The sequence below is a fragment of the Rhizobium sp. TRM96647 genome, from assembly GCF_025780115.1.
GTDB lineage: Bacteria > Pseudomonadota > Alphaproteobacteria > Rhizobiales > Rhizobiaceae > Mycoplana.
Map to the genome: position 1 here is coordinate 117,236 of NZ_JAOXHF010000013.1, position 25,508 is coordinate 142,743.

Consider the following 25,508-nt stretch of genomic DNA (forward strand, 5'->3'; position numbering starts at 1 on the left):
AAAAGTCATGACGCAACAAAGCAGGAATGAAACTCGCCCGTTCCAAGTCAATATTCCGGAAGGGGAAATAGCCGAGCTGAAACGCCGGATAAAAGCGACAAGATGGCCGGAAAAAGAAACGGTTAGTGATGAAACGCAGGGCGTCCGGCTCGATACGCTCAAGGAGCTGGCCCGGTACTGGCTCGAGCAATACGACTGGCGGAAGATCGAGTCCAGGATCAACTCCTATCCGCATTTCATGACGGAAATCGACGGCCTCGATATCCACTTCATTCACGTCCGTTCAAGGCATGACAGTGCGCTTCCGATCCTGGTTGCGCACGGGTGGCCGGGGTCGATTGTCGAACAGATGAAGCTAATCGATCCTCTGACCGACCCGACAGCGCATGGTGGACGCGCGGCTGACGCTTTTCACGTCGTCATTCCGTCGATGCCGGGGTACGGATTTTCCGGCAAACCGATTGCGACGGGTTGGAATCCCGAACGTATTGCGCGCGCATACAACGAGCTAATGGCTCGCCTTGGCTACACCAGGTATGTGGCGCAGGGTGGCGATTGGGGCGCGATCGTCGTTAACGCTATGGCGGTTCAGGAGCCCGACGGATTAATTGGCATTCACACCAATATGCCGGAAGTCGTCCCACCCGAGGTCGATCAGGCAATCTGGTCGGGCAATCCGTTGCCAGATGGTCTCTCGGACGAAGAAAGGAAAGCGTGTGAGCAGGTTCGCGAGAACAAGTTTGCCTATGCATTCTTGATGGGAACGCGCCCTCAGACCTTGACCGCGTTGGTGGATTCACCTGTTGGCTTGGCTGCATTCATGATCGACCATGACTGGAAGAGCTGCGCCATGATCGCGAGATCGTTCGCCGGCGTGAAGGAAGGCCTCACACCTGACGACGTTCTTGATAACATCACTCTCTTCTGGTTCACGGGCACAGCGATCTCAGCTGCTCGGCTCTACTGGGAGACGACGGTCGCCGGCCTTTCCTTCTTCGCGAGCAAGGGGGTCAAGCTCCCCGTGGCCTGCAGTGTCTTTCCGGACGAGATGTATGAAGCTCCGAAGAGCTGGGCGGAAAAAGCATATCCAAAACTCATCCATTACAACCGGCTCCCAAAGGGTGGCCATTTCGCAGCTTGGGAACAGCCGGCATACATGGTCTCGGAAATTCGCGACGGGATGAGATCACTGCGCTAATCCAAGTGGCCACTTAAAACATACGCAGGCGCGCAGAGTTCACGCGCCTGCAAGGACCTGCGAGCATCGTCACGACCGCATCACAGTTGCGCGAAAAGAATGGCGTCGTGCGTTAGGCGGGGTCGAGAGTTCGAATTGGTTCAAGGCGCACGGCTTGCTCAATGAGCTATCCGGGAATGAGATGTGACAAGCTCGCCGACTTGCTGCGCTCCTAACCCGAGGAATTCTTAGAGGCTCGATGACTTGACCCCTATAAGTCTGCAATCCGTTTTATTGATTTTTCTATACTAGAGTTACGAAAATAATATAGAGATGCCGTCGGAATGGTCACTGGCGCTCGACTGCGTATACGGTCTTGCCTGGCGTAGTCGTTTCGTGGCCGCCAAGGTGGGGGCAGTGCGACAGGGTCGGAGCGACCACGGCGGCTTGCTTACCGATGGTTTCTATACTAGATTTGTGAAAACGATATAGAGGCCGCCGTGATTAGGCAGATTGATCTCATGTTCCGGACCATGGTCGCGGAGCTTCAGCAACGGGCGTTCGATGACGATTGGGCGGAAGACTTCCCGCCTTCGGGTAGATTCGTGCCAGTGGCTGTCGATGGTCGGCGCTATTGGTATTTTGACCAACCCGACGGGGAGGGTGGGCAGAAGCGCCGGTATGTTGGGCCTGCCGACGATCCCTCGATTTCGAAACGGGTCGAAACGTTCAAGGGCGAGAAGTCGGACTATAAGGCCCGCCGAAAGTTCGTTTCCACGCTGACGCGGGAAGCCGGTTTGATTGCTGCTGATCGCTTTACCGGCAATGTCTTACAAGCGCTTGCCAAGGCCGGTCTCTTCCGGCTGCGCGGTGTTCTCATCGGCACGGTCGCTTTCCAATGCTACTCGGCATATCTCGGCATCCGTCTGCCCTCGGCAGCGATCCAAACAGGTGATGCAGATCGAGCCAAGGATTTCGCGATTTCCGCCGAAGTCGCGGATTCGCTGCCGCCGATCCTCGATCTCCTGAAAGGGCTTGATCCAACGTTCCGGGCCGTTCCGCACATCAGCGGTAGCCCTCGATCTCATGCCTTCCGGAATCAAACTGGCTACCGGGTCGAATTCAGGACGACGAACAGGGGAGCCGAAGAATATTCGGATAAACCCGCCAACATGCCCGCTCTCGGCGGGGCGTCGGCCGAGCCGCCAAGATTCATGGATTTTTTGATCCGTGACCCCATTCGTTCGATCCTGCTACATGGTGCTGGTATCTCGGTGGTCATCCCTGATCCTTGCAGGTATGCAGTGCATAAGCTTATCATTGCCGGTCGCCGCCAAAATGACGCTGGCGGCCAAGCCAAACGGGATAAAGACCTGAGACAGGCAGGAGTGCTATTCGACGCCCTGCCGATCACGGGCCATGGGCCTTTACTGGCTGATGCCCTGGAAGAGGCATGGGATCGCGGACCTGCCTGGAGGCTGGCGATCTCGGCGGCAGCCGAAACCATGCACAAGGAATATTGGGACGGCGTCCATCGGATGGTTGGCATTCTCAAGAGATAAACATAGGCCCGCTAGAGAAGGCGGGCCTCATTCGTATATGGGAGGAGATTGAAGTGTCAGCCTCTTCTTCTCCTCCTCGCGTTTGATCTTGCTCCTGCTGCGGTCTGCGCTTTTTTTGCTGTACCAGCTGGGCGTTCCGGCAGCCTGTTTACAGCTGGAGGCAGGTCCGAACACGGCACGGATATTGAACCATTTCCCGCATTCGTGACTGCAACTAGCCCCTTCAGACGAGCGGCCATTTAGAACCACATTCTCTTCGTAGGACCATGTCGGATTGAATCACAATCGTTCTGACGCTATATTCTGTCATAAGTAGCGGCATAGAGGAGAATTGCATCATGAGTCTTGCACAATACGCCGACGACGGCCTGTTCTCTCCGCGCAAGATCGCGCAAGCCCTCCGCACGACCAGCGAAGAGATCGCCCGGACAGCCGGCCTCGGAAAGGATGCGATTCAGCGCTCCGATCGGGTCCGCTCAGTCAAGACGCAGCGGCGCCTGCGCGAAGTGGCGGAAATTATCAACAAGGTTGAGCCGCGCTTCGGGTCGGCACTGATGGCCTATGCCTGGTATCGTTCCGAACCGCTGCCGGGATTTTCGGGCCTGACCGCGATGCAATTGGTCCGTAATGGGCGCGCAGACGATGTGCTCGATTATATCGACGCGGTCGACGCTGGCATTCACGCCTGATCAGGCCGATGCGGTTTCAGGGTACCCTCTACCGGGCGCTGAACCCGATCTATGCACGCGAGCCGCTGTCGGGGCGTGGTGCAGAGCTCCATGGTGGCCGTTTCAACCGGAAAGGAACGCCGGCAATCTATACGTCGCTGTCGATAATGACCGCGGTTCGGGAATCCAATCAGGTCGGCAATCTGCAGCCGACGACGCTTGTGTCCTACGACGCGGATATCGAACAGGTCTTCGACAGTCGCGATGAAGGTCTACTGTTGGCGCACGATATGGAGCCGGCTGTGCTGGCCGACACGGCTTGGCGCAATGAAATGAAAGCAACAGGCCAAGCGAAAACGCAGGCGTTCGCGCGCCGACTGTCTGAGGAAGGATATGACGGATTATTGGTGCGCAGCTTCGCGCCGGGCGCCACAGCGGACGATCTCAATCTGGTGCTGTGGCGCTGGGGATCCGAGCGCCCAGTCCAATTGAAATTGGTAGACGACGAGAAACGCCTGCGCCCGTCGCAAAACAGACAGGATTGACCCAGTTCTGGTCGCTCACCTCAACCCAAGTTGCGCAAATTGAGAGTTGGTTTGACGATCCACACCGCGGTACGCGCGATCTCGATCTTTTGGGCTTTGGCATTCCCGAACCAGAACCGATGCTGGAGACCTTTCGGGACTCCCGCTTCAGAAGATTGAAGAAGCTCTCGGCCACCGCATTGTCATGGCAGTTGCCGTGTCGGCTCATCGAGTGAACCAGATTGTGGTGCCTGAGGAACAAGGCCCAGTCCATGCTGGTGAACTGCGTACCCTGATCCTCTGTCGGTTCTGCATCGCCCAGCCGATGACCCGGCGAGAATAGAGGTCGATGACGACCGCAAGCTAAGCGAAGCCCTCGCAGGTTCGGATGTAGGTGATGTCCGTGACCCAGGCCTTGTCCGGAGTCGCGACGTCAAATTGCCGGTGGAGTGTGTTGTCGATAGCGACGGCGGGCCTGCCGCCATAGATGCCGGGACGGCGTTTGTAGGCGATCTGCGCCTTGATAATATTAGGAAAGAAGGCGTCTACAAATCTAGGGGCTATTCATATGACTTCGACCGGATCGCGGGAGCCAGTACGGTGAGAATGCTGCCGCGCGGCGTCATCGCCGCGATCACGCCTTGGAACAGCAATTTTGGCTTCATCGCCACCAAACTCGCGCACGCGATCGGTTCGGGCTCGACGATCGTGATCAAGCCGGCGGAACAGAGCGCCATCCAGACACAGGTGTTCGCCGAGCGCCTCCATGCGGCTGCACTGCCGTCCGGGATTTTCAATATCGTCAATGGAACAGGTCCGGTCGTGGGTGCTGCGCTGACCGGAAACGCCGATGTTGCGTCCATCAGTTTCACCGGCTCGACGCAGGCCGCCAAGATCATCCAGCACGCTGCAATCGACGGCATGAAGCGTGTGATCCTCGAACTCGGAGGCAAAGGGCCGACGGTGCTTCTTCCCGATGCCGACCTGGACAAGGCAATTCCCATTGCACTCATGGCGGGCTTTGCCAACAGTGGTCAGGCCTGTGTTGCAGGAACGCGCATCCTTGCGCCGCGCTCGCGTCTCGGTGAAGTAGCGGATCGGTTGAAAGTCGAAGCCGAAAAGCTGAAGGTCGGGGATCCCAGTGATCCCGCGGTGCGCGTTGGCCCGCTTGCAAATCAGGCTCAATGGAGCCGCGTACAGTCCTACATCCGCCTTGGCCTTGAAGAAGGCGCGTCGATCGTGACCGGTGGCGAGGGGCGTCCGGCCGGTTTCGACAAGGGCTGGTTCGCACGCCCCACGATCTTCGCCAATGTAACAAACGACCAGCGCATCGCGCGCGAAGAGATATTCGGACCCGTTCTCTGCCTGATGTCCTATGACGACGAGGACGAGGCGGCGACTATCGCAAACGATAGCGAATACGGTCTGCAGGCCTATGTCCTTTCCGCAGATGAAGCCCGCGCGCGGCGGTTTGCGCAACGCCTTGTGGTCGGCCGGGTTGTGATCAATGGCGCCCCGCATGATCCGCGCGCGCCGTTCGGTGGCTTCAAACAATCGGGATTGGGACGGGAAATCGGCGCATATGGTCTCGATGGCTTGCTGGAGCCGCGCGCGATTTTGACACCACGGGTGTCCGCTTGAAAACGCTCAGGCTGAGTGTGCCCGCGCACGCAGCCTGAGCGATGTAGTGTCCCTGCGCTTCAGCCGAAGGTGAAGGCGTAGGCTTCCACGCCGGGATCCAGGAAATGAATCTCGAAATTGCGGTCCTCTACGTCGCCGGCCTGGCGAACGAGCTGGTACAGGCGTGTGGATGTGACTGCACCGTTTCCGTCGGCGTCGGTATCGGCGCCGTGGCTTGTGCCCGGTTTCTTGCCGTCGATGGTCACCTGGAAGCGCACCGGCCTGCCTTCACCGCCGGGGCCCATGACGAGGTGCAGGTCACGCGCGCTGAAGCGGTAGGCGATTGCGCCGCCGACCTTATCGAGTGCTGCCATTTCCGCGCCGACCGACCAGGCACCTGAAAGTCCCCATTGGTTGAGGCCGGGGTCGGCGACCGTGTAGTTGGCGACGGCATCCGCCTGCAGCGGTTGCGGTGAGACGAAATTCGATGCACGTTCGTAGCCGATGTAGGTTTCCCCCGAACCGATCTCGGCAAGATCGGGCGCGGCTTGCGCGCCCTTCGCGTTCGGGACAACCGTCGGTTCGGATGCCATCTTGCCACCAGCCTCGCGCAGCAGGTCCTGGATCGCTTTCTCGGTCTGATCATAGTTGCCTTCACCGAAATGATGGTAGCGAAGCTGGCCCTTGGCATCGATCAGGTAGTGGGCCGGCCAGTAGCTGTTGTCGAAGGCGCGCCAGATTCGGTAGTCGTTGTCGATCGCGACCGGATAACCGATCCTGAAATCGGCGATGGCCTTGCGGACATTGTCGACCTTCTTTTCGAACGCGAACTCGGGGGCGTGGACACCTATCACGACAAGGCCCTGATCCTCGTACTTCTCCGCCCAGGCACGGACGTACGGAATGGTCCGAATGCAATTGATGCAAGAATAGGTCCAGAAGTCCACTAGAACGACCTTGCCGCGGAGCTGTTCGTGGGTGAGCGGCTCGGAGTTGAGCCATTCGACGGCACCTTCGAGCGAGGGGGCGGCACCTTCGACAGGCAGGTCGCTGAAGAACGGTCTACTCGCATCCGCAGCCACCATCGCTGGGCCGTTGCTCGCCACTTCGGTGGTGGCGCGGGGATTGTATCGGTCGAGAACCGTCTGCTCGAAAGCCGACGTGCTGGCATAGGAAAGACGGGCGAGAAGACCCGTGTCCAGCCCGGCGGCAACGACTGCGACACCCGCAAGCACAGCGGCTCCAACCCCCTGGCGGATGCGCTCGCTGACATGGAACGAGCGCTTCATCGTCTGGAACATCCTGCCGCCGACGAGCAGGGCGACGGCCAGCGATGTGGCAGCGCCGCCGGCATAGGAGAGCAGCAGGAACGTGGTTTCCAGGTTGGCGCCTTTCAGCGCGGCACCGGTCAGCACGAGGCCGAGGATTGGACCGGCGCAGGGCGCCCATAGCAGGCCTGTCGCGATTCCGAGCACGAGCGAGCTCACCGCAGTCGGTGCCGTCCGGCTTCCGGCGGCGGTATTCAGCCTGTTGCCGAAATTGACCGCGGGCTGCGCGAGCCAGCTCGCGATGCGGGTCGAAAGCAGGCTGAGGCCGAAAAGAGAAAGCAGGACCAGGGCTGCGATCCGCCCGTACTCGTTGGCGTGGATTGCCCAGCTGCCGCCGACCGCGGCAAGGGTCGCGACGCCAGCGAAGGTGATTGCCATGCCGGCCAGCATGGGCAGCGTGCTCGAGGCGAAGGGCTGGCCGGCACGGGCAAAGACGAAGGGCAGGATGGGAAGGATGCAGGGGCTGAAGATGGTCAGCGCGCCCCCGAGATAGGCAATGATGAGTAGCGTCATCGTCGTTTCCTCTGAAACCGCTTGATCGGGATCCGAAGGGGTCGCGGCCCCTCCGGTGACGGTTCGCATATGAGGTAGGCGAGGTATGTCGGATGTGTCCGGCAAAGGGGGGAAATGTACCGGTACGTATGCGTCGGCCGGAGGCTACAAAGCGTTACAATATCGAGTGCTCGCGAAATAACCCGGATACACAAGAACGGCTTTATCCTGATCGTCATCGAACGAAACGGAGAGAGCGATGCCTGAAGCAATCAATGTCCAACGCCGACGTCTGTTCGGCATCGCCGCAATGACCGTTGCCGCGGTCGAATTCGGGCTTGCAGGTGCCGCCGGCGCGCAAGAGAAGGCACCTGCCGCCCAGTTGCCGGCTCGGGGCGTGGGGAAGCACACATCCTTCGAGACCCTCAAGACCATCCGCGCCGGAGAGCTGGAAATCGGCTATGCCGAGGCGGGCGCGCAAAACGCTCCCGTCGTCCTGCTGCTCCACGGCTGGCCCTATGACATTCACAGCTATGTCGATGTTGCGCCACTGCTGGCAGCGCAAGGCTATCGCGTGATTGTTCCCTACCTTCGCGGCTACGGCACGACCCGCTTCCTGTCGGCCGATGCTCCACGCAACGGCCAGCAATCCGCCCTTGCCGCCGACATGATCGCCCTGATGGACGCGCTCGGCATCGAACAGGCGATCATCGGAGGTTACGACTGGGGTGCGCGTACCGCCGACATCTTGGCGGCCCTGTGGCCGGAACGATGCAGGGCGCTGGTTTCCGTGAGCGGCTATCTGATCGGCAGCCAGAAGGCCAACGAAAAGCCGCTGCCGCCCAAGGCGGAACTCGCCTGGTGGTACCAGTTCTATTTTGCCACCGAACGCGGCCGGCAGGGCTACGAACTGAACACACGGGAGTTTGCACGACTGATCTGGCAGACGGCCTCGCCGAACTGGAAATTCGACGACGCGACGTTCGAGCGCTCGGCGAAGGCGCTGGACAATCCCGACCATGTCGCGATCACCGTTCATAACTACCGCTGGCGTCTGGGTCTTGCCGAAGGTGAAAACCGCTTCGATGCCTACGAGGAAAAGCTTGCTCGCGGTCCGAAGATTTCAGTGCCGACGATCACTCTCGAAGGTGACGCGAACGGCGCTCCGCACCCGGAGCCGTCGGCCTACGCCGCCAAGTTCTCCGGCAAGTACGAGCACCGGACCATCTCAGGCGGCGTCGGTCACAACCTGCCGCAAGAGGCGCCCGAAGCTTTTGCCCAGGCGATCCTGGATGTCGTCCGCCTCTAGAGTCGGCGGCAATCACGATGAAGATTGTTCTTCGCGGCGGTTTGGATAGCCGCTATGGAGGAATGGGTTATTCGTCAGGCCCGGCTCGGCAGTAAATTGGAAATCTGAAGATGGAGCATGTCGACCATATCTTGATCGTCGATGACGATCGCGAAATCCGCGAGCTCGTTTCGACCTACCTGACAAAGAATGGTCTGAGGACGACCACCGCCTCCGACGGCCGCCAGATGCGCAGGTTCCTCGAGACCAATGCGGCCGACCTGATCGTACTTGATGTGATGATGCCCGGTGACGACGGTCTTGTGCTCTGCCGCGAACTGCGCGCAGGAAAGCACAAGGTGACGCCGATCCTGATGCTGACGGCACGCAGCGACGAGATGGACCGGATCATCGGATTGGAAATGGGCGCCGATGACTACCTGCCCAAGCCCTTTGCCGCGCGCGAACTGCTTGCCCGTATAAAGGCGGTGTTGCGTCGCACCCGCATGTTGCCGCCCAATCTGCAAATCTCGGAAGCGGGCCAACTGCTGACTTTCGGCGACTGGAAACTCGACACGATCGGTCGCCACCTGCTCGACAGGGAGGGTACGGAAATCGCGCTCAGCGGCGCCGAATACCGGCTGCTGCGTGTCTTCATCGACCATCCCCAGCGGGTCCTCAATCGCGACCAGCTGCTCAATCTGACGCAGGGGCGTGATGCGGAGATCTTCGACCGCTCCATCGATCTCATGGTCAGCCGCTTGCGCCAGCGCCTCGGCGATGACGCGCGTGAGCCGACCTACATCAAGACGGTACGCAGCGAAGGCTACGTCCTCTCGGTGCCGGTCGAGATTTCCGAGCCGCGGCAATGAGCTGCACCGGCGACGCGTTTCGGTCGGCCCGCTTCTGGCCCAGCACTCTCCGGTCACGTCTCTTCATCATCCTTTTTGCAGGACTGGCGATCGCCTATGGCCTGTCCTTCAGCGTTCTCTACACCGAACGCTACATGTCCGCGAAGGCGGTGATGCTTGGCACGCTCGAAAACGACGTCGCGACCTCGATCGCCATTCTCGACCGCCTGCCGGCCAATGAGCGGGCGGACTGGCTCGACCGGCTGAGCCGTGGCAATTATCGCTTCGTGCTCGGTCCCGGCCTTCCTGGCGTACCGGACATGTCTGGAAGGGGAAAGGAGATCGCAGGGAAAATCGAGGAGGCCGTCGGACATCGTTTCCCGCTGCGGGTGGAAACTATACCAGGCGACGACAAGCGGCTGCAGGCGCACCTGTCCCTGAGCGACGGCTCCGAGCTGACGCTGGACGTGACGCCGCGCGGCGTGATGCCGATCGCTGAATGGCTGCCTTATGTCTTCATCGTGCAGATGGTCCTGCTTGTGCTTTGTACGTGGTTTGCCGTCCGCCAGGCGATACGGCCGCTGGCGGAACTCGCCTCGGCGGCAGATGCGTTGGACCCCAATCGCAAGGGGCCGCCGATGAGCGAGGCCGGCCCCAGCGAGGTGGCGCATGCCGCGCGCGCCTTCAATGCGATGCGCGAACGCATCCAGCACTATCTCGAGGAGCGCGTGCAGATCCTCGCCGCCATTTCGCATGACCTCCAGACACCCATTACCCGCATGCGGCTCCGTGCTGATCTTGCCGAAGGCTCGCCGGAAAGGGACAAGTTGGTCAAGGATCTCGGCGAGATCGAGCGCCTGGTTCAGGACGGCATTGCCTATGCGCGAAGCGCCCATGGCAACGTCGAGAAAACTGCGCGCATCGATATCGCCTCCTTCGTCGAGAGCATCTCCTACGATTACCAGGATACGGGAAAGTCCGTGACGGTTGTGAACACGGCGGCGGGCAAGATGGAGACCAAGCCGCATGCGCTGCGCCGCATCCTGTCGAACTTCATCGACAATGCACTGAAATTTTCGGGCGCCGCGGAGATCAGCGTCGAGCGGGTTGGCGAAGGCCCTGTGACGATCACCGTCATGGACCGCGGACCCGGCATCCCCGAGGATCAACTGAACGCTGCCATGCAGCCCTTCTACCGGCTTGAGCAATCGCGCAATCGTGAGACGGGCGGCACCGGGCTAGGCCTTGCCATCGCGCAACAACTGGTCACGGCGATCGGCGGCTCGATCCGTCTCTATAACCGCGAGGGCGGCGGACTGGCGGCGGAAGTCACGCTCCCCTGACGAAGCACAAGCGCCGACAGTCCGCCGGATTGTGTGGGATGTTGTCTTCGGCATGCGCCGCTACGTTGCGATACAATTCGCTTGCTCTTGAAAACATGCCGGATACATCGGCGGTTCAAAAACCACTCCGTCAACGACGTCGCACCCCAAGCGACACAACAGCGGAGTGTTCCAATGATCACGATCGACAAGGTTCTCTACACCGGCAAGACCCATACCACCGGCGGCCGTGACGGCGCCTCGAGGAGCAGCGACGGCCGGCTCGACGTCAGGCTATCGCCTCCGGGCAGTGCAGCCCCCGGCACCAATCCGGAACAACTCTTTGCAGCCGGCTGGTCGGCCTGCTTCATCGGTGCCATCGGCATCGCCGCGGCCAAGCGCAAGGTCAAGCTGCCCGCCGATCTTTCAGTCGACGCCGAGGTCGATCTGGGCACGATCGAGGGCGCCTATTTGCTCCAGGCCCGGCTGAAGGTCAGCATGCCCGGTATCGATGCCGCCCTGGCGCATGCTTTGGTAGAGGAAGCGCATCAGACCTGCCCCTATTCGAAGGCGACCCGCGGCAACATCAATGTCGACTTGACGCTCGTCTGACTGGAACCGGAAATCATCCATGGAGGTTTCGATGAAGCGCTTCACTCTCGCTTTGCTGGTCTGCGCCATCGTCGCGGCACCATGCGTCCATGACATGTTCTCTGCCGAACCGTCACCCCTGGCCGGACTGGTCGAACTGTCGACCGCAACCGGCCACTCCCGGCACTAGAGTTGGCCAACGGGCGGCGGCCAGGGTGGTCGCCCGTTGTGATTGGACGAACGGCTCTTGTCCTTACGTCTGTTGCGTACGGGGCGCCATGGCCGCTTGGAAAACTGCCCATCGCCGCTTAAAATGTTGCAGACATTCGGCTTCCTCGAGATGATCCGCGAGACTGAGCCTAACACGATTGTTCGCCCCTTCAAGCAAGTCGACAAGGATGCCGCAAATCTCCTCGGCGTTCCCGGGAACGACGACACCTGCGGTTTGAGCCGCGACAACTGCGTTGACGAGAGGCGCAAGGGCGGCATTCGACCACTCCGCCAGCTTTTCCCGTAACGGCCGCGAAAGGGCGGCCTCGGCGATGACCGAGAGATAGAAGGCGGAATACTCGCGATCGGCGCCGAACGAAAAATATCGCAGAGCCGCGTGGCGCAATGCCTCAAGAGGATCGGCGCATTGAGCTGCGGCTTCCTCGAGCACCTGGCGAAAGCGGACCAGATCGCGTTCGACGACGGCTTCGAGAAGTATCTGCTTGGTCGGATGGCGGCGATAAAGCGTATGCTTCGAAATGCCGAGCTCGGCTGCAATCTCTTCCATGGATGCGTTTGCGACACCTTTGCAGGAGAAGACTGAGCGGGCGCCATCGAGAATTCGCTCGGTCATGGCTTCGGCGTTCTGCCGCGTGGGGCGTCCACTGGGGCGTCTGTTCGTTGAAGTCATGGTCTCCCTGTCCGCCGTGGTGCAGCTTTCCGGCGCCTGCCATTGTACCGGATGCCGATCCTTGTTAATGACACGATACCGTGCCGTTATTTTTGCGACAACAGTATTCCCATGTCTTCCATCTCCTTATCCGGCCTTTCCTGGACAAAGCCTGACGGCTCCCAGGTATTTGCCGATCTGGACCTGACCTTCGGCCGCGAGCGCGTGGGGCTTGTCGGCCGTAACGGCGTCGGCAAGACCACGCTCTTGAGCATCATCGCCGGCCTTGCACGGCCCTCGGCTGGAGCGGTTGTGATAGACGGCCCTGTCGCACTTGCCCGGCAGATGCATCAGGTCGATGCGAATGAAACCGTCGCCGATCTCTTCGGTGCCAGGGAAGCGCTTGCCGTGCTTGGCCGGGCGCAAACGGCTGAGGCGAGCGTCGAGGAACTGGTGAACGCGGACTGGACGATCGACGAACGGATTTTTGCCGCCCTTGCCAGGCTCGGGCTGGAGGCGTCGCCGGACACGCTGCTGACGCAGCTTTCCGGCGGCCAGCGCACGCGCGCGGGGCTTGCCGCGGCGATGTTCTCCGAGCCCGATTTTCTGCTGCTGGACGAACCCACCAACAATCTGGATCGCGACGGCAGACGGGCCGTCATCGACCTTCTGGCCGGGCTTCGCACTGGCGCCATCGTCGTCAGCCATGACCGGGAACTGCTGGAGCACATGGACGCAATTGTCGAAATGTCCGCACTCGGCGCCCGGCGCTATGGCGGGAACTGGAGCAGCTACCAGGCGATCAGAGCCGTCGAGCTTGACGCGGCCGAACAAGATCTGGCGCATGCACTGAATGTGGTCGACGCGATCGATCAAAAGACGCAGATCATGGCAGAAAGACATGACAGGCGTGCCGCGGCCGGCGCCAGAAGTGGCGCGAAGGGCGATATGGCTCGCATCCTGCTTGGCAGGAGAAAGAGCAATGCGGAAGCGACACGGGGAAAGAGCGCGCACATTGCGGGGCGTCAACGTACTGATGCGCTCGATGCCGCTGCTGCCGCCAAAAGCCGTATCGAAGTCCTGCAGCCCCTTGCCGTTCGCCTCCTACCGGTAGAGTTGCCCGCTGGCCGGGAGGTCCTGTCCTTCAGCGGCGTCACGGCGGGATACGATCCAGCACGTCCGATCATTCGCAACCTTACGTTCTCGATCGTGGGGCCGGAACGCCTTTCCGTCGCTGGCCGGAACGGGGCTGGCAAGACCACCTTGCTGAAGCTGGTGACGGGGGAAATCCTGCCGTTCGAAGGAACGGTGACCGCCAGCGTCCCCTTCGCGATGCTGGACCAGAGCATCAGCATCCTTGATCGTGACCAAACCATTCTCGACAACTTCAAACGGCTCCATCCAGGTGCAAGTGAGAACGCCTGTCGCGCCACGCTGGCAAGCTTCCGGTTCCGTGCCGATGCCGCCCGTCAACAGGTCGGCGCCCTCAGCGGCGGACAGGTGCTGCGCGCCGGCCTTGCCTGCGTGCTCGGCGGAATCAATCCCCCGTCGCTGCTGATCCTCGACGAACCGACCAATCACCTCGACGTCAAGTCCATCGAGGCGGTGGAGGCGGGACTGCTCGCCTATGACGGGGCCCTGCTGATTGTCAGCCACGACGAAACCTTCCTCGCCAAAATTGGGATCGACCGGCGCATTGAGCTGGCCGGCAGCTAGCTAGTGGACAGCTCGCCTAAGCCTACGACCGCTGTCCTCTGGAGCGCCGCTCATGGCTTCCCTTCATGGGATCAGCAGCAACTTTCCGGTCGTCGCGCGACTTTCCATGTCGGCATGGGCGCGGGCAGCGTCGGCAAGAGCGTAAGTGCCGCCGAAGTTCGCCTTGAGCGATCCGTCCTGTATCCAGCGGAACAGTTGCTGCGTGTGGGTACGAAGAAGTTCCGGCGTGTGGATATGGTCGGAGAACACGGCATAGCCAATCTTGATGCTCTTCGGCAGGCTCATGATGTCGAACGATTCCGGACCGCCGAGCACGGGCCCGTACCAGCAGAAGGTGCCGGAGCGACGCAGCGCAGCAAGTGATCCCTCGAAAGTCTGGGGGCCCGAGCCGTCATAGACGACGTTCACGCCTTCGCCGCCGGTGAGGCGGAGAACCTCTTCAGCGAAATGCCCTTCCGTATCGATGATGACGTGCTCCGCGCCAGCCTGTCGGGCGATGGCAACCTTGTCTTCGGACGAGACGCGTCCGATCACGTGGCCGCCTCTCTTTTTGATGATCTGCGTCAACAACAGGCCGACCCCGCCTGCGGCCGCATGAACAAGTGCTATGTCTCCCGGCTGCACCGGATAGAAATCGGTGGCGAAGTGACTGGCGGTCAGGCCCTGCATCATAACGGCTGTGGCAGTGGGATCGTCGATGCCATCGGGAATCCTGACAAGCGAGGCTGCCGGGATCGAGACATGCGTGGCATAGCTGCCCGGCGCATAGACCCAAGCCACGCGGTCGCCGACTGCGAAGTCTCCGACGCCGTCGCCAACGGCGCTGACGCGCCCCGCTCCCTCCACGCCGAGAACTTTCGGGTTCGGCATTTCCGTCCACGCCATGCCCTGACGTACGCCGATGTCCATGAAGTTCACGCCGGCTGCGGCGACCTCGACGACGACGTATCCCGGCGGGGCAACGGGCTCGGGGCGATCGACAAATTCAATTACGTCGGCTCCCCCGACCTTGTTCATGACAACGGCTTTCATGTGCTTCTCCGTTCTTGATCGTTCGTTCCAGAAACAGGCAAATTTTCTAGGTGATGGCACGAAGTGTCAGCCGGCAGAGGGATTGCAGATGTTCCCGACTTGCCCCGCCGCGGGCGGCGACACGCATGCCGGTAACGCCGGCAAAGAGGAAGTCCGCCACCGTTCCCGCGGACAAGGATGCGTCTAGGTCGCCCGCAGCCTGGGCCTCGCGGATGCAATTGCGCGTGGCTTCCTTCAGCCGCTTGTTGGCGGAATGATGGAGGGCGGTCAGTTCCGGCCGGCTTTGGCCGAACTCGCAGATCGAGCTGATGCCGAGACAGGTCTCCCCGGCAGTTTCGACCACGCGTTCCATCATTGCCCGAATACCGTCCAAGGCGCGCGTCTCACTGCGCAGCATAGCAATGTGTGCATCGGTTTCTCCAACTGAGTACCGTTCCACGGCGAGGCAATAAAGATTCCACTTGTCGCCGAAGGTGTCGTAGAGGCTCTGCCGGCCGATCTTCATCGCCCGCACGAGCATGTCCGTCGACGTGCCTTCGAAGCCGTGCTCGCGGAATACGCCAATTGCTGCCTTCAGCGCCAGACTTCTGTCGAATTCTTTCGTTCGTGCCATGGCCGACTTCTATTGATTCTGGACTGTTCTGTCAAGAATGGAATCCGATCATGCCGCAGCCCGCAACATCGCCGCGGCCTTCGAATAGCCGCCGTCCAACCCATCCAGAAAATGCCGATGACCGTGCGGATCCGAAGACGGCACGAAGCAGGTCATGATCGCATGTGACTGGCAGTGAAGACCATATGCGACTTCGCCGCGCCTGGCGGCGAGTCGTAGCATGGCCTTCACCGCCTCGACCTGTTCGAGCGAGCAGTCCACGGTCAGGCGAAGGGCATCATCATATTTCCTGAAATCGGAATTCGATACGACCGCGGACCAGGTCATCGGATCGATCGCCTCAGTCTCGCCTCGACGAGCAGGGGCGGTTTCGGGGGCAGGCACCGAGTTCCGTCGTTCCCCGTCAAAAATCTCGACGATGCGCTTGGCAAGGCCGACAAATACCGGGCTGTCCTCGCTCCGCGGTTCAACCAGAAGGGACAGAATCGTTCCGTTCCTGTTGACGAACGGGTTCCAGTTGCAGGAGAGCCCCGTCAGGTCGGGACTATCCTCGACATTGACAACGGGTAGCAGCGGGCGGCCTTGTCCAAGCTTCAATTGGTGCTCGACCCATCGAATTCCACCGCCGGAAAACATCGTGTAGGTCGCATCGCTTGACGCTGCATAGCGGGCAATACGCACGTCGCGACCGTTTGCCCTGATGTCGCCGATCGGAAACAGGCCGGCGCGCATCGACAGCCCGAATTGCCTTTGGGCAAGGGCTTGGACCTGTCGCATTGTGTTGGACGCCTGCTCGTAAGCCTCACCCGGTACAGCGAACGCGGCTCCGTCACCGCCGAACGTGAACGGGAAATCAAATGTCCCGAGGCTATTGCCGAGTGCGGCGATGATCGAAACTCCGACAAAATTTACATCCTGATAGCGACCACCTCGGATGCTTCGGGTCGAATCGACGATATCAGTCGTCCCTACAAGCCACCCGTCCGGCAAGGGCTCGTAAGCGGATTGATCGAGAACACTGGCGAACTGGCTGTAGGCCTGCCGTTGCTTCCTCATCGTCATGTACATTGCGTCGCTCCTGGACCGCAAAATGTGTTTCCCCGCGCGGTGATGCATCCCGCGCCTGGTGCCCAACCAAACAGTTGCAGTTGTCCGGGGCGTGTCACGGTACACCCGATCTTGTTCGCAAGCGTACCTTCGAGGTCGTCTGATACATAAGGTTACAAAAGCGAATGCCGACGCCAGTTTCGCTTGGGTTGCCAATGTCGTGCATCCTTTTACCGGCGCCTTTGACAGTCGCCCCCACAAACAAGAAGGCCGTCTCCTTGGCGGCGGAGACGGCCAAAGCTGACCTTGGGAGGATCCGTGGCTTCGGCTGGGCGGAGGGGAACGGCGCCGAAGCCCGGTAGCGGTCAGTTCGCGAGCCGCATCATTGGGGGTGAGGCGACACAATGAAGCTAGGCCGGTCCGCCAATTTGCGAAACTACACTTAGGTCTGGTTCGAACTAAACCTGCAGGCGATTTCGGCCGCCATCACACGCCTCTATCGTCGAGGGTGAAAGACACTGGCCGCGATCAGTCAGCCCGAGACCAGGAGAGCGACTATGGACATACGAACTGCAGCTAGGAAACGCGGCCTAACGCTTGCAACGCCGAGCGATCTCGGCGCTGTGGCGACCAAGGATATTGCGGCGGCGCTTACAGCTTTGCTGGCTGACGTCTTCGCACTCCATCTCAAGACCAAGAACTTCAACTGGCATTTCTTGGAGCCGCATTTTCGCGACTATCACCTGCTGCTCGATGAACAGTCAGACCCGCTATTCGCAATGACGCGCGCGATTGCAGAGCGCGCCCGCAAGATAGGTGGCCCGATACTTTGCGCCCTGGGGTCATGCTGCAGGCTTGCAGCGGCTGCTCCACAACGATGCGGAATTCATCACGCCCGACGACATGTTGACCGAGCGGCGATCGGACAATGGGTAACTCGTCCTCGTCCTAAGGCAGCCGTATGAGCTGACCTCCGATCACCATGACTTTGCCACCACGAGCCTGATCGAAGACTGGACCGACGTCAGTGGTTCCTCTTCGAAGCAACCCGTCGCCAAGCTCTGACGACTTTGTCTTATCCCGTGGAGTTCTCAAATGAAACATCACCCTTACGCCCTGTTCGGTCGCAGAACGTTCTTCTTTGCTAACATCCTCGCTCCCCTGATAGCCGGAGCAATTGCCTTCTCCAGTCCTGTAATGGCTGGACAGAAGCCGACCATCGTCCTCGTTCATGGGGCCTTTGCAGACTCCAGCAGCTGGAACGGCGTGATCAAGGACCTGGAAGCCGACGGCTATCCGGTTGTCGGCGCCGCAAATCCACTGCGCAGCGTCAAAGGGGACGCAGCCTATGTCTCCTCCATTCTGTCGAGCATCAAGGGACCGATCGTGCTGGTGGGCCATTCCTACGGCGGTCATGTCATTTCCGGTGCAGCGAACGGCCACGACAATGTCAAGGCGCTGGTTTACGTCGCCGCGTTCGCCCCTGAAGTGGGTGAAAGCGCGGTCGAACTTAGCGGCAAACTCCCCGGAAGCTCGCTCGCCCTCACTCTTGTCGCCCCGATCAGCCTTTCCGGAGGCGGTCACGACCTCTACATTGACCAGGCGAAATTCCCTGAGCAGTTCGCTGCCGATGTTCCTGAACCGGCCGCCAAGCTCATGGCTGCAGAACAACGTCCGATCACAGAAGCCGCGCTGAAAGAACCGGCAGGCAATCCGGCCTGGAAGAATGTCCCGTCGTGGTTCGTCTACGGTGACGCAGACAAGAACATCCCGCCTGCCGCGCAGGCCTGGATGGCGGAACGCGCAAAGTCTAAGGGCACTGTCGTTGTGAAAGGTGGATCACATGTTGTGATGATCTCCCATCCTGATGCCGTCGCGCACCTCATTGAACAGGCGGCGGACACCGTCTCTAAGTAGCCAGTTCCAGGTAGCCGGCGGCCGCCGGAGGGGTTGCCGGTGGCCATCGATGAAATGCTTGCTGCCACCCGAACGGCTCAGGCGGCAACACTCAGTTGCCGCCGTGCCCTGGCGTCTTCCATCACGAAAACCGCACGGCCCTAGCGAGCGATGATCTCACATACCCGCGGCGGGCCGCAATTGATCATGGTGCTAAGCAGACAGTGACGGTGCCCGGGGCCCTCCAGGTCGTTCCGGTGCTTGAATATTCCCGCATACGATCGAGCTACGATGATGATCAAAACGAAGTCGGCTTTTACCCTGATCGAAATCGTCGCCGTTGGCGCTGGTGGATACGTGCCGCTGGGAATCGTAAACCTCGAGCAGGCGTTGAGCATGCCGAATCACCCGGCCCTTCAGTTTTCCCATCCAGGGCTCGATCCGCAGCATGGGCGCATCTATATCGATCGTGCGATACTTCACGACATGGTCGCCAGCTGCACGCAAGCAGACTTCTGAGGTGGCAAGATGGGACGCCTCTCGCCTGGGCAAGCAGCGTCGCGAACAGGCGCGAACACTTCAGGGAACGTCAGACACGCGCAGCGATCCAGGTCGTGATGCACGTTACCATGGCCGTGCTAGATCGGAGCTCGGCAGCTTTCGTTGTATCCTGCTGTCATCGAGTGAGAGCCGACTGCATGAAGCCGATCAGCATCGCGGTATCGACCGGCTTGCCAAGAAACGCAAATGCACCTCCGGCCATCGCTGCATTGCGCGTCTTTTCATCCTTGTAAGACGTAACAAAGATCAACGGTGGACGCCCTGATTGCTTGTTCAACTCTGCCTGCAATTCGATCCCACTGAGACCGGGCATTTTGACATCGACGAGTACACAATCGATGGCCGAACGTGGCTCAAAGGCGAGAAACTCTTCCGCGGAGACAAATAACCGGCACTCGTAGCCGCAGGACTTGACGAGATCATCCATGGCTTCACGGATGGCCTGGTCGTCGTCGACAACGGCTATAGTTGGGACTGTGGGCAATGAATTGACCTTTCTGACTGGATCCAATTCTGGTTATGTGCCCATGCCCGATTCAAAGATATCACACTAAGATACAGGTGGCCGTGCGCCTTCTCCCAGCAGTTCAGCCTTCCTCACGAGGTCGGCGAGCGAGCGCACTCCCATCTTCCGCATCACGTTTCCGCGGTGCAATTTTACCGTCACCTCGCTGATGCCGAGCTCATAGGCGATCTGTTTGTTCATCAACCCTTTGACGACCGCCTCCATGACCTCGCGCTCGCGCGGCGTCAGGGTTCGCGCGAGCGAGGCCACGGCTTCGCTCTGTGTATCCTGGCGGCGGCGCTCGGCGTCGCGCTCTATCGCGATCGCAACCGCATCGAGAATATCCTGGTCCTTGAATGGCTTGGTCAGAAAATCGACGGCACCAGCCTTCATTGCCCGCACGCTCATCGGTATGTCACCGAACCCGGTGATGAACACGATCGGCATCGTGATGCCAGTGCGCTCGAGTTGCGCCTGGAAATCCAGCCCGCTGATGCCCGGCAAACGGACATCAAGGAGAATGCACCCAGGGCGATTGAGGTTTGCCGCTTCCAGGAGGGCCGCTACGCTTTCGAAAGCCTCCACGTCGAATTTCATCGAGCAGAAGAGGTCGGTCAGGGCCTCTCGCATGGACTGGTCGTCATCGACAATGAAGACCACCGGCAGGGGTGGCACTTTCTGGACGTTGCGGGCTTCAGGCATGCTCTACCTCCGGCCTTATCAGCAGGCGTACTTCGAAAATTGCCCCGCCATCTGGATGATTGGCTCCAATGAGCCTTCCCCCGCGTGCCTCAAGCGTGCTGCGGCAAATGGAAAGGCCCATGCCCATGCCGGTCGGCTTCGTCGTAAAGAACGGAGCAAATAGCTTGTCCTTCGCGTCTTCCGTGATCCCGGGGCCAGAGTCGCGCACCGTGATTGAGACGTGTTCGATGTCGGGGCGCTCCGCAGCAATCGTAATCGTCCGCTTCGGACTACCAGCTTCATCCATGGCCTGAATGGCATTGGTAAGCAGATTGATCAACACCTGCTGCAGTTCGATTTTTACGGCCGAAATCGGCGGAACATCGCCCTTCCAATCGATAAGCACGGTCGAATTGCTGCGCTGAAATTCGTGCTCCATCAACGCCATCGTCTCATCCACCAAATTTTCTAGGCTGACACTGTCAAGCTTGCTGTGTGACGGAGAAAGCAGATCACGCGTATTCTGAATTATCTCGCTCGTCCGCTGACTGTCGCGGATCATTCGCTCGGCCGAACGGCGCACGGCAGCGAGGTCCGGCGGGTCGCGGTCAAGCCATCGTAGCAGCGTCTGCGAATTCACGACGATCGCGCCGAGCGGCTGGTTGAGTTCGTGGGCGAGCGATGCCGACATTGCGCCGACGGTCGCAGCCTTTGATGCCTTCGTGAGCTCGGCTTGAGCCTCGGCCAGAGCCTTCAGGGCCATTTCGCGCTGGGTGATATCGACCATGCTGACGACAACGCGGTTGAAGGCAGCGGGATCCTCGGGAAAGCTAATACTCAGTAGCACCAGCTTGTCCTCGCCGTTGTCCGTGCGTACATCGACCTTGCCTTCGAAGACCCGCTCGCGGTCAATGATTGCCTGCAGCACGTCGACAAACCTTTCCTTGACAGGGATGTTGGACCGATGCACGCCGATGGCAGAAGCGGTTGGACCAAGCATCTCCCGCGCTGCCTCATTTGCCGCAACAACCGTGATGAGATCGATGCAATGGTCGACAAAGTCTGGATTGGCGCGTGCATGCGCCCTGATGTCGGTGACGCCCTGCGCTCTGATATCCATCAGGTGTCTGCGCAACTTGGAATAGTCCCTCTCCCAGAGTGCGACCCGGGTGCGATCGAAAATCGAGCGGTATCTTGCCTCGCTCTCCTTCAAGGCCGCGTTTGTCGATACCAATGTGAGGCGCGCGGTTTCTGTCTTCAGTAGCAACATGGATGTCACAGCCAGCGCAGCAAGAGCGACGAGCAGACGTAGGGTCGATTGAAGGTCCGCTTCGTCACCATGCGTCATGGCGTAGGAAAGGAGCGAGAGTCCGGCGCAAGCTACGGCAAGAAAAATAAGGCCCTTGCGGGTCGTGACTTGGGCTGCGAGCAGAACTGTAACAACGTAGAGCACGGCAATCGCGCCCTCGATGTCGGTGTAGGTGTCGACATAAAAGACGGCCGCAGCGAGCAGTATGGAAACCAGGCCGAAGGCAATGCTATGCCACAGTTCTGTGTCGCTCGAGCGAAGAATTGATGGCGCTTTGAGCATTGTTCCCCCATTCCTTATCGCGAGAAGCATACCCGCTTACTATGGTAGTCTAACCTATACATTGGTGTGGTACACCGGCGGGCGAGCAAGTTAACTGGTGCTAAAAGGTCTGCGGCTATATCGTCGGTGATGAGCAGGAGTCGATTCAGCTACAAGTGCCGTCGTTTCCTCCCGCTGTGATCGCCCATGTGGTCTGGCTGTATTTCCGGTTTCCGTCGAGTCTGCGTCTGATCGAGGAAATGGTGTTGGAGCGCGGCATCATCGTTTCCTACGAGACGATCCGATGCTTGGCAAAGAATTTCGGCCGGGCGGGAATTGGCGGTGTACCCTCGTCATCGACCGTCGACGACCAGTGCATGGGAGCAGTATGGCCAGTACGGCCATGATCCAGCACGAGATCGACGTACCGCTGCATCGCCTTGTCGCGATCAAGGGGATTGGGCCTACACAGCGTGTGTGGCAGCGTTCTGCTAAGGCGGCCGAAGGTCTTGATGCACTGGTCCGCCTCCAGGGACTGGAATGCCAGTTCGCGCGGAAGCGAACCCTCTATCTCGCTGGCGAGAATTATGGTTCGAGAGCGCTGAAGGCGGAGAGTGCGGCGCGGTGGCCTGCAGCCAATGTTCCTCATGTCGACCTTCTGGCATACCATCCTGTTCCCAAATCTCGAACGCACGCAGTCTGATACGTTCGGTCGGATCGGCCACAACATCCGGGCCGCGCGTTCAGGATTGAATGTAGGTTCCCAAGGGCTTGGACAGCGGGTCTTGCATATTCTTGGTGATGGGCATCGATTTGATCCTCCTTGCTCGTCCTAAGAACCGGCTTGTAGACCGGATTTTCCGTCGGGAGACGCCCGTGGCCCTAGCCGTAGATCAACGCTCCTGATCGCCGTCTGCCATTCTCAGAATGGACCGAGTTGGTTTAGCATCGGCATCCCGGTCTGTGATGATCTCGAGACCGGCAAGCATTTCCCGTCACAAACCGGCGATTGGGAACAGATTGTGTAGTCCCCGCTTTGGCATGCCCCGGTTCTCGTTCGCGACCTGCTATTGCGATGTCGCCTTCGGTCCTGACACGGTGAACAGGCGCCGCGTTGACGAAGCGCGCGGCAAAGACTCGCCAGCCGACAAAGAAAATCACGGTGCGGTGATTCCTTTGTCTGTGCCCGGAGCTGCCGTGAGCAAGGATGCCTCAAGCGAGCGAACCTGGGCGAGGTAGCGCTCAAATTGAACGACAACATCGTTAATGATCTGATCCTGGGAAAATCCCATAATGTTGTAGCCGCTGCTGCCATCTCCGAAGAAGGTCCTGGCTTCGAACCTGACCGCCTTCTGGTCCGCCTCGAAGATTGTGAAGGCAGGAAGCTTGTATTCTGCAATCCGGACACCATAAACGAAATCACGAAGACCCTCGGTGGATGACGTAAGGGAAACCAATCCATCCGACGCGTCGGAAGTTACCAACGCGGGGCGTTCCTGCGTCTCCAGTTCCCGCGCGACCTGCTGAAGGGCTGCCAGACAAGTACGCTGTAGGAATGCTTCCACCTCCCCCTTGCGCGGTGCACTGAGCATTTGTCCGAGCCATTTCTGCCACGGAACCTCGGACGCGGGCCTGGCGTTTGTCGTGCCTAATTGGCGTGCCCGTTGTTGCTCTACATCCGCCTTCATTCCGATAAAGAGGGAAAGGACCAACAGAAGCATCACGATCGCAAATGGCAACGCGGTGGAAATGGTCGCCGATTGCAGAGCAGACAATCCTCCCGCTGCGAGGAGAACCGCGGCGACGAGGCCGCTCAAAGCGCACCAGAAGACTCTCTGGAGCACTGGGGTGTCGGTGTTCCCGCCTGAGGCAATGGTATCAATGACGAGCGATCCTGAATCGCAGGATGTTACAAAGAAGACGCTGACCAGAATGACGGCTAGTGTCGACGTCACAAACGACAACGGCAGGTATTCGAAGAACTGGAAGAGAGCGACCGAAAGATCGACCTTGACGTCTTGTGAAAGGGCGCCACCAGCCAGCGTCGTATCGACATACATCGCGGTATTGCCGAAGATCGTCATCCAGAAGAACGTGAAGATCGCTGGAACAAAAAGAACCGCGACGACAAATTCGCGCACCGTTCTGCCGCGGGAAATGCGGGCTATGAACATTCCCACGAAGGGCGACCAGGAAATCCACCAGGCCCAGTAGAACAGCGTCCATTGATCGATCCACGGCCGCGGTTCGTAGGCATAAATGTTGAAAGTCCGCAGGAGCAGGCTGTCGAGATAGAGGCCAATGTTCTGGACGAAGTCCCGCATAAGAAGGTTGGTAGGCCCGACGAACAGCACAAAGAGCATCAAGAGCACGGCAAATGCGAGGTTCAGCTCGCTGAGAATGCGGACTCCTTTTGCGACCCCCGTAACAACAGAAATGGTGGCGATTGCCGTGACGACGGCGACCAAAGCGATCTGAACATAAATGGAGACAGGCACACCGATCAGAAAGTTGAGGCCCGAGTTAATTTGAAGGACCCCGAATCCCAGTGAGGTCGCCAACCCGAAGAGCGTGCCGCAGATGGCAAAAATATCGACAGCGTGTCCAATAGGCCCATGGATCCTGTTCTTGAGCAACGGATACAGGCCGGAACGCACCGTGAGCGGCAGGTCGTATCGATATCCGAAATAGGCGAGAGACAGGCCCACCACGGCGTATACCGCCCAAGCGTGAATGCCCCAATGGAAGAAAGTCACGCTCATCGCCTCGCGCATGGCCGCGACCGAGGATGGCTCGGCTTCAGGCGGCGAGACAAAGTGTGTCAACGGTTCGCCAACTGCGAAGTACATGAGCCCGATGCCCATGCCTGCGGCAAACAGCATTGCCAGCCATGAGAGGTAATGGAACTCTGGTTCGGAGTCGTCGGGACCAAGCTTCAGCTCTCCATACCGACCGAATGCCAGGATGATAATTGCGATGAGGAAGATGGCCACTGCTAGAAGATACAGCCATCCGAACTGGGTCAGAATTCCCGACTGCATGAAGCCGAACAGTACTTCGGCGCGTCTGGGGGCGACAACGCCCACGCCGACGAACAACGAGATCACGGCCACGGAACTCAAAAATACAGGTGGATTCAGCTTCAGGTTAAACATGCGGCCTGTGCCTATGCCTTGGTTCTCGGGTTTGCCAAGACCCTCAGTCGCTCACCGGGAAATCCGCGATCGTTCCGCCGAAGGCCACCACTACCGGCTCCCCGCATCAGCCTTCTCGCCGCGATCGGAACACCATGAAGCTCGGCGAAGTCGTCGCCAACCAGAAACGCGAGAAAATTCCTATCGCCCAATCCGTCTCGCCGCTTGGATGTGAGCATATCAATCTCATCAAAGAATATCGTTGCGCAAAGCCTCAGCGTAGGATTCCGCCCGCTCCCGCAAACGACCCGAACTATATCGCGGGAACCCATTTCCAGAATACTCCTTCCTCACGCTCTCCATAGTCGCATTCGAACTGGCAATCCATGAACGCATGCAGCGTCAAGGGCCGTTCGGTCGGTTCATTCCGGTGCCAGACGGAAACCATAC

At 59.6% G+C, this 25,508-nt stretch carries 23 protein-coding genes and 5 pseudogenes; 17 read left to right on the forward strand and 11 right to left on the reverse strand.

The window, feature by feature from the left end; translation table 11 throughout:
• Positions 1-7 precede the first annotated feature (7 nt).
• The 5 genes and pseudogenes from OCK02_RS21220 to OCK02_RS26160 form a co-directional block, all read left to right on the forward strand.
• Positions 8-1,198 carry an epoxide hydrolase family protein gene (locus OCK02_RS21220; RefSeq protein ID WP_263814738.1) on the forward strand — a complete coding sequence of 397 codons (1,191 nt, stop codon included), beginning with the start codon at positions 8-10 and terminating at the stop codon, positions 1,196-1,198.
• Positions 1,199-1,680: 482 nt separating this feature from the next.
• On the forward strand, positions 1,681-2,739 hold the full coding sequence (locus OCK02_RS21225) for a GSU2403 family nucleotidyltransferase fold protein (RefSeq protein ID WP_263814781.1): 1,059 nt from the start codon (positions 1,681-1,683) through the stop codon (positions 2,737-2,739).
• Positions 2,740-3,077: 338 nt separating this feature from the next.
• Positions 3,078-3,428, forward strand: a complete 351-nt coding sequence (locus tag OCK02_RS21230; protein WP_263814739.1) for an MbcA/ParS/Xre antitoxin family protein — start codon at positions 3,078-3,080, stop codon at positions 3,426-3,428.
• An 8-nt stretch (positions 3,429-3,436) separates the two neighbouring features.
• On the forward strand, positions 3,437-3,952 hold the full coding sequence (locus OCK02_RS21235) for an RES family NAD+ phosphorylase (protein ID WP_263814740.1): 516 nt from the start codon (positions 3,437-3,439) through the stop codon (positions 3,950-3,952).
• A gap of 44 nt (positions 3,953-3,996) precedes the next feature.
• Positions 3,997-4,089, forward strand: a pseudogene (locus OCK02_RS26160) (nucleotidyl transferase AbiEii/AbiGii toxin family protein); the annotation flags it as partial.
• A gap of 2 nt (positions 4,090-4,091) precedes the next feature.
• Here OCK02_RS26160 and OCK02_RS21245 read toward each other — a convergent pair.
• A pseudogene (locus tag OCK02_RS21245) lies at positions 4,092-4,456 on the reverse strand (DDE-type integrase/transposase/recombinase); the annotation flags it as partial.
• An 81-nt stretch (positions 4,457-4,537) separates the two neighbouring features.
• On the opposite strand from OCK02_RS21245, the gene OCK02_RS21250 reads away from it, so the two are divergent.
• Positions 4,538-5,572, forward strand: a complete 1,035-nt coding sequence (locus tag OCK02_RS21250) for an aldehyde dehydrogenase family protein (protein ID WP_263814782.1) — start codon at positions 4,538-4,540, stop codon at positions 5,570-5,572.
• Between the two features lie 59 nt (positions 5,573-5,631).
• Here the strand turns inward: OCK02_RS21250 and OCK02_RS21255 are convergent, their stop codons facing one another.
• Positions 5,632-7,392, reverse strand: a complete 1,761-nt coding sequence (locus OCK02_RS21255; RefSeq protein WP_263814742.1) for a cytochrome c biogenesis protein DipZ — start codon at positions 7,390-7,392, stop codon at positions 5,632-5,634.
• Between the two features lie 238 nt (positions 7,393-7,630).
• Here OCK02_RS21255 and OCK02_RS21260 point away from each other — a divergent pair, with 238 nt between their 5' ends.
• The 5 genes from OCK02_RS21260 to OCK02_RS21280 all read left to right on the forward strand — a co-directional run bounded on the left by OCK02_RS21260 (position 7,631) and on the right by OCK02_RS21280 (position 11,613).
• Positions 7,631-8,680 (forward strand): alpha/beta fold hydrolase, encoded by a 1,050-nt coding sequence (locus OCK02_RS21260; protein ID WP_263814743.1) that lies wholly within the window; start codon positions 7,631-7,633, stop codon positions 8,678-8,680.
• Positions 8,681-8,790: 110 nt separating this feature from the next.
• Positions 8,791-9,531, forward strand: coding sequence for a response regulator (locus OCK02_RS21265; protein WP_263814744.1), 741 nt, complete (start codon positions 8,791-8,793; stop codon positions 9,529-9,531).
• Positions 9,528-10,853, forward strand: coding sequence for an ATP-binding protein (locus OCK02_RS21270; RefSeq protein ID WP_263814745.1), 1,326 nt, complete (start codon positions 9,528-9,530; stop codon positions 10,851-10,853). The genes OCK02_RS21265 and OCK02_RS21270 overlap by 4 nt, the downstream gene beginning before the upstream one ends.
• A 174-nt stretch (positions 10,854-11,027) precedes the next feature.
• On the forward strand, positions 11,028-11,444 hold the full coding sequence (locus tag OCK02_RS21275) for an organic hydroperoxide resistance protein (protein WP_263814746.1): 417 nt from the start codon (positions 11,028-11,030) through the stop codon (positions 11,442-11,444).
• Between the two features lie 31 nt (positions 11,445-11,475).
• Positions 11,476-11,613, forward strand: coding sequence for a hypothetical protein (locus tag OCK02_RS21280; protein WP_263814747.1), 138 nt, complete (start codon positions 11,476-11,478; stop codon positions 11,611-11,613).
• Between the two features lie 63 nt (positions 11,614-11,676).
• Here the strand turns inward: OCK02_RS21280 and OCK02_RS21285 are convergent, their stop codons facing one another.
• The gene (locus tag OCK02_RS21285; protein ID WP_263814748.1) at positions 11,677-12,324 is read right to left on the reverse strand and encodes a TetR/AcrR family transcriptional regulator; all 648 of its coding nucleotides are present in this window, start codon (positions 12,322-12,324) and stop codon (positions 11,677-11,679) included.
• Positions 12,325-12,435: 111 nt separating this feature from the next.
• On the opposite strand from OCK02_RS21285, the gene OCK02_RS21290 reads away from it, so the two are divergent.
• The gene (locus OCK02_RS21290) at positions 12,436-14,019 is read left to right on the forward strand and encodes an ABC-F family ATP-binding cassette domain-containing protein (protein ID WP_263814749.1); all 1,584 of its coding nucleotides are present in this window, start codon (positions 12,436-12,438) and stop codon (positions 14,017-14,019) included.
• Positions 14,020-14,082: 63 nt separating this feature from the next.
• On the opposite strand, the gene OCK02_RS21295 is transcribed toward OCK02_RS21290, so the two are convergent.
• The 3 genes from OCK02_RS21295 to OCK02_RS21305 are packed head-to-tail and all read right to left on the reverse strand — an operon-like array spanning position 14,083 to position 16,732.
• Positions 14,083-15,051 (reverse strand): quinone oxidoreductase family protein, encoded by a 969-nt coding sequence (locus tag OCK02_RS21295; RefSeq protein ID WP_263814750.1) that lies wholly within the window; start codon positions 15,049-15,051, stop codon positions 14,083-14,085.
• A gap of 46 nt (positions 15,052-15,097) precedes the next feature.
• Complete coding sequence (locus OCK02_RS21300; RefSeq protein WP_263814751.1) at positions 15,098-15,664, reverse strand: TetR/AcrR family transcriptional regulator; 567 nt, start codon at positions 15,662-15,664, stop codon at positions 15,098-15,100.
• Between the two features lie 48 nt (positions 15,665-15,712).
• Positions 15,713-16,732: a DUF3095 domain-containing protein gene (locus OCK02_RS21305; RefSeq protein ID WP_263814752.1), complete on the reverse strand. Its 1,020-nt coding sequence runs from the start codon at positions 16,730-16,732 to the stop codon at positions 15,713-15,715.
• Positions 16,733-17,268: 536 nt separating this feature from the next.
• Between OCK02_RS21305 and OCK02_RS21310 the strand changes: the two are divergent.
• The 3 genes and pseudogenes from OCK02_RS21310 to OCK02_RS21320 all read left to right on the forward strand — a co-directional run.
• Positions 17,269-17,766, forward strand: a pseudogene (locus OCK02_RS21310) (Dps family protein); the annotation flags it as partial.
• A 142-nt stretch (positions 17,767-17,908) separates the two neighbouring features.
• Positions 17,909-18,628 (forward strand): alpha/beta fold hydrolase, encoded by a 720-nt coding sequence (locus tag OCK02_RS21315; protein ID WP_412178882.1) that lies wholly within the window; start codon positions 17,909-17,911, stop codon positions 18,626-18,628.
• A 270-nt stretch (positions 18,629-18,898) separates the two neighbouring features.
• Positions 18,899-19,126, forward strand: a complete 228-nt coding sequence (locus tag OCK02_RS21320) for a hypothetical protein (RefSeq protein ID WP_263814754.1) — start codon at positions 18,899-18,901, stop codon at positions 19,124-19,126.
• A 157-nt stretch (positions 19,127-19,283) separates the two neighbouring features.
• Here OCK02_RS21320 and OCK02_RS21325 read toward each other — a convergent pair whose 3' ends face one another.
• The 3 genes from OCK02_RS21325 to OCK02_RS21335 all read right to left on the reverse strand — a co-directional run bounded on the left by OCK02_RS21325 (position 19,284) and on the right by OCK02_RS21335 (position 21,945).
• On the reverse strand, positions 19,284-19,652 hold the full coding sequence (locus OCK02_RS21325) for a response regulator transcription factor (protein ID WP_263814755.1): 369 nt from the start codon (positions 19,650-19,652) through the stop codon (positions 19,284-19,286).
• 66 nt (positions 19,653-19,718) lie between these two features.
• On the reverse strand, positions 19,719-20,375 hold the full coding sequence (locus OCK02_RS21330) for a response regulator transcription factor (RefSeq protein WP_263814756.1): 657 nt from the start codon (positions 20,373-20,375) through the stop codon (positions 19,719-19,721).
• Positions 20,368-21,945, reverse strand: coding sequence for a sensor histidine kinase (locus OCK02_RS21335; RefSeq protein WP_263814757.1), 1,578 nt, complete (start codon positions 21,943-21,945; stop codon positions 20,368-20,370). The genes OCK02_RS21330 and OCK02_RS21335 overlap by 8 nt, the downstream gene beginning before the upstream one ends.
• Positions 21,946-22,088: 143 nt before the next feature.
• Between OCK02_RS21335 and OCK02_RS21340 the strand changes: the two are divergent.
• A pseudogene (locus tag OCK02_RS21340) lies at positions 22,089-22,253 on the forward strand (IS6 family transposase); the annotation flags it as partial.
• A gap of 162 nt (positions 22,254-22,415) precedes the next feature.
• Here OCK02_RS21340 and OCK02_RS21345 read toward each other — a convergent pair.
• Both OCK02_RS21345 and OCK02_RS21350 read right to left on the reverse strand, forming a co-directional pair.
• Positions 22,416-22,649 carry a DUF2934 domain-containing protein gene (locus OCK02_RS21345; RefSeq protein WP_263814758.1) on the reverse strand — a complete coding sequence of 78 codons (234 nt, stop codon included), beginning with the start codon at positions 22,647-22,649 and terminating at the stop codon, positions 22,416-22,418.
• 432 nt (positions 22,650-23,081) lie between these two features.
• Complete coding sequence (locus OCK02_RS21350) at positions 23,082-25,079, reverse strand: BCCT family transporter (protein WP_263814759.1); 1,998 nt, start codon at positions 25,077-25,079, stop codon at positions 23,082-23,084.
• Between the two features lie 31 nt (positions 25,080-25,110).
• Between OCK02_RS21350 and OCK02_RS26165 the strand changes: the two are divergent.
• Positions 25,111-25,333: pseudogene (locus tag OCK02_RS26165) on the forward strand (hypothetical protein); the annotation flags it as partial.
• Positions 25,334-25,508: the final 175 nt, after the last annotated feature.

Coding starts and splice junctions, on each gene's coding strand:
- OCK02_RS21335 (WP_263814757.1), bottom strand. CDS start 21,945: ATGCTCAAAGCGCCATCAATTCTTCGCTCGAGCGACACAGAACTGTGG.
- OCK02_RS21285 (WP_263814748.1), bottom strand. CDS start 12,324: ATGACTTCAACGAACAGACGCCCCAGTGGACGCCCCACGCGGCAGAAC.
- OCK02_RS21305 (WP_263814752.1), bottom strand. CDS start 16,732: ATGTACATGACGATGAGGAAGCAACGGCAGGCCTACAGCCAGTTCGCC.
- OCK02_RS21350 (WP_263814759.1), bottom strand. CDS start 25,079: ATGTTTAACCTGAAGCTGAATCCACCTGTATTTTTGAGTTCCGTGGCC.
- OCK02_RS21265 (WP_263814744.1), top strand. CDS start 8,791: ATGGAGCATGTCGACCATATCTTGATCGTCGATGACGATCGCGAAATC.
- OCK02_RS21260 (WP_263814743.1), top strand. CDS start 7,631: ATGCCTGAAGCAATCAATGTCCAACGCCGACGTCTGTTCGGCATCGCC.
- OCK02_RS21290 (WP_263814749.1), top strand. CDS start 12,436: ATGTCTTCCATCTCCTTATCCGGCCTTTCCTGGACAAAGCCTGACGGC.
- OCK02_RS21230 (WP_263814739.1), top strand. CDS start 3,078: ATGAGTCTTGCACAATACGCCGACGACGGCCTGTTCTCTCCGCGCAAG.
- OCK02_RS21320 (WP_263814754.1), top strand. CDS start 18,899: ATGATGATCAAAACGAAGTCGGCTTTTACCCTGATCGAAATCGTCGCC.
- OCK02_RS21300 (WP_263814751.1), bottom strand. CDS start 15,664: ATGGCACGAACGAAAGAATTCGACAGAAGTCTGGCGCTGAAGGCAGCA.
- OCK02_RS21270 (WP_263814745.1), top strand. CDS start 9,528: ATGAGCTGCACCGGCGACGCGTTTCGGTCGGCCCGCTTCTGGCCCAGC.
- OCK02_RS21235 (WP_263814740.1), top strand. CDS start 3,437: ATGCGGTTTCAGGGTACCCTCTACCGGGCGCTGAACCCGATCTATGCA.
- OCK02_RS21275 (WP_263814746.1), top strand. CDS start 11,028: ATGATCACGATCGACAAGGTTCTCTACACCGGCAAGACCCATACCACC.
- OCK02_RS21295 (WP_263814750.1), bottom strand. CDS start 15,051: ATGAAAGCCGTTGTCATGAACAAGGTCGGGGGAGCCGACGTAATTGAA.
- OCK02_RS21220 (WP_263814738.1), top strand. CDS start 8: ATGACGCAACAAAGCAGGAATGAAACTCGCCCGTTCCAAGTCAATATT.
- OCK02_RS21330 (WP_263814756.1), bottom strand. CDS start 20,375: ATGCCTGAAGCCCGCAACGTCCAGAAAGTGCCACCCCTGCCGGTGGTC.
- OCK02_RS21280 (WP_263814747.1), top strand. CDS start 11,476: ATGAAGCGCTTCACTCTCGCTTTGCTGGTCTGCGCCATCGTCGCGGCA.
- OCK02_RS21315 (WP_412178882.1), top strand. CDS start 17,909: ATGGCTGGACAGAAGCCGACCATCGTCCTCGTTCATGGGGCCTTTGCA.
- OCK02_RS21250 (WP_263814782.1), top strand. CDS start 4,538: ATGCTGCCGCGCGGCGTCATCGCCGCGATCACGCCTTGGAACAGCAAT.
- OCK02_RS21255 (WP_263814742.1), bottom strand. CDS start 7,392: ATGACGCTACTCATCATTGCCTATCTCGGGGGCGCGCTGACCATCTTC.